Source organism: Bartonella sp. AU16XJBT, assembly GCF_028618665.1.
Lineage (GTDB): Bacteria > Pseudomonadota > Alphaproteobacteria > Rhizobiales > Rhizobiaceae > Bartonella.
This window is the reverse complement of the sequence record NZ_JAQITF010000051.1, coordinates 1-2843: the sequence shown is the minus strand read 5'-3', so window position 1 is coordinate 2843 and position 2843 is coordinate 1. Positions and strand designations below refer to the sequence as shown.

The 2843-nt window shown below is 39.4% G+C and carries 2 protein-coding genes; both read left to right on the top strand.

Annotation, left to right across the window (positions count from 1 at the left end; translation table 11 throughout):
- The coding region (locus PVV66_RS09350; RefSeq protein ID WP_273760999.1) for a DUF637 domain-containing protein at positions 1-1472 on the top strand (1472 nt) is incomplete at its 5' end.
- Between the two features lie 6 nt (positions 1473-1478).
- Positions 1479-2843: DUF6990 domain-containing protein (locus PVV66_RS09345; protein ID WP_404977276.1), on the top strand; the 1365-nt coding region annotated here is incomplete at its 3' end.

The window sequence follows — 2843 nt, the reverse complement described above, 5'->3', positions numbered from 1 at the left end:
TTGCCGGTGCACTCCATGAGCTTGGCTCATCGAAGAATGTTCTGGGTATTGTTTCCTCGATGTTAACAGCAGGCTTAACCAGCCAAATAACTGAGATGGCTGGTGTTGGACAATCTTTACCCAAAACGGCACCTTTGATTGATCGCATCACCCGTGAGGCGGAAAAGAACTTGATCAAAGCCGCCATTGGTACGGGGGTTCAAACGGCTCTTCAAGGTGGTTCTCTTGACAAGAACTTTTTTAACAATCTGCGCATCGCCTTGTCTGATACGGTTGGCAAATCGTTAGCGGAAGAAATCGGCACAGCTAAGGAAGAGGGCAAAATAGACACGGTCACACAGATCGTTGCTCACGCCGGTCTTGGCTGTTTAAAAGGCGCTGTTGCAAGCGGTGCTTGCTCTGCTGGGGCGATTGGCGGTGCTGTAGGTGAAGCCACAGCTATGCTCCAGTTTAAACTGTGGTCTAAAAATTTAATACAAAAAGAAATAGCAGCATTGAATGGTCGTATTCCAACGGCAGAAGAACAAGCGCGTATAAATACAAAGATTGAAGCACAGTTTTCTGATTTTAATGATCATGCCATTGATATTTCCCGCATTGCGGGGGGCTTTGCTGCTGCCCTTGCTGGTGGTGATGTCAATACTGGCGCTGATGCCGCAGGTAATGCTGCCGAAAATAATTTTCTTCCTGCGGTAGCAGCTGCTGTAGCGTTCATTGTGTCGCTTACGCCAGAAGAGTTGGCAGCTCTGTCTCTTTTTATGGCTGGTGGAGCAACTATTGTTCAGTCTCCTGGCAATAGGACCGCTATAGCTGATTTCCTTGCCTATTGGTTTGCATCGAAGAGTGCAGAAGGAGACAGCGAAAAAACAAATCAAAACTCAAAAGAAGAAAAAAATAAAAATTCTCAGGCGAGTGGCAAAGACCCACAAAACAATAATGACGATGATAATGATGGAAAAGGTAAAAAGCTTAATAAAGCTAGGGAACATCATGACAAAAAACGCGATGAGAAAAAACAAAAATTAGAGGAGGAAGGATTTTCACCAAGCAAAAAAGAACTAACGATTGAAATTGAAATAACGACAGACAAAGGTACAATTAAGGTAAGAACACGTCCTGATATCACATTTATTAAGGATGGAAAACCAGCGTTTAATGAGACGAAAACAGGTAAAGCCAGATTAAGTAAAGGGCAGAAAGGTTTAAGAGAAATATGTGGAACAACAGGAAGCATGAAATTTTGTGGTCCTGAAGCTGAAAAGTATCTTAAGCAAAATAAAGAAAAATTTGATCAATATCAAAAAGATCTTAAAGGTACTATAGATAAGTTTAAAGGCAGTGTAGAAGAATTGGAGAAAGAGTTAGATAAATTTAACAAAGATTGGGCTAAAAATCAGCTAGGTAAGAAGTGGGATGAAGGTATACTGCACCATGAAGTTGATCAGCATCCAAGCTATTTAAAAGGGAAGTGAAGCATAATGAAAACGAAAGACGTAACAGAGATTTTAAAAAGATTAGGCTGGGAAACTTATCGCCATGAAGTGGGAGATACATTTGCTTATTATCATCTCTCCGATCGTATAATACGCATTCTTTACGATGTTGTAGATTATGGAGAAGATGGTGGAAAGTTGCGGCTATCAGTTGATCTTACTACAGCCGCTTATTGTCTTGCTGAGGAATATGATAATGGCGAACAGTCGCGCTATAAATATGATGATATGTTGATTTCTGCAGAAGAAAATTTCGAAATTATAGCACAGAATCTTTCTGAAAGCCATATTGAGGAAGCTCTAAATAAAGTAATCTTTTGGGCACAAACGCAGAATATTGAACAAAAATTACGTGAAGAAGCCGCCAATCATTCTGCTGTTGCACAAGCTTTGCTTGACGATATGGATGCTTTAAGGTCTGGTAAACCGGCACCTCAATTACATGTACCAGAATTTGCAGATTACAAAGCGATGACGCGGTATGATCGCCTTATTTTATTTGCACAAGCCTATAAGAATGGGGAGTTAGACGATATTCTAACGCATAAAAAGCCCAAACAGCGCTCGATAAGCCTTACAGCAGCAAGCCGCATTCTTAAAACCCAAGGGTGGTTTTCTACGGAACCTGGAAAAATGTGGCTCTCTTTGCCAGATCGTTTTATTCAATTTGATTTTGGTTTTGTACATCTCCATGACAATTACAATGTCCATCTTGAAGCTGAGATCTCTAACGAAGAGATTTCTGTAGCTTGCAAATATATTTACTATAGGAGAGAATATATTTGGATACGACCTACGGATATTTATCAGTCTTTTAATACGATTGGGGGGGGAATTTTTAGCGGTTTTGATAAAGGTATTGATATTTGTGTAGAGACATTGAATGAGCAAGAGTTAACACAAATCTCTGAGCGAATAATACAATGGGCACGCGCACAAGATTTACAAGCATCGATCGAAAGCAAAACACTTGTTCAAAAATATAGCTACAATATAGACATAATCTGGCATTTGGCTTGTTTAGCGTTAACAGGTCGAATTGATATCCTGAAATCTTATCAAAATTTTCTGGAAGCTGGTACGATTTCTGAACATTTGGATGATGATGACGTAGAAAAATATGTTAACAATGCCGTTGAATTTGCTGAAAGACATCTGAAAATCCTTCATGAGAGAGAGGCTGCAGAAGCTCATCTTAGTCCACAAGTTTTGATTACTTTCAATAAAGTTTCAGAGCAATTAAAAGAAATGGGTTGGACAGTTTATCGTGATAAAAACTACAATCGTAATGCTTATTTTATAAGTAAAGACCGTATCATCAATATAATGTATAACCTTCAAAGTGATGAA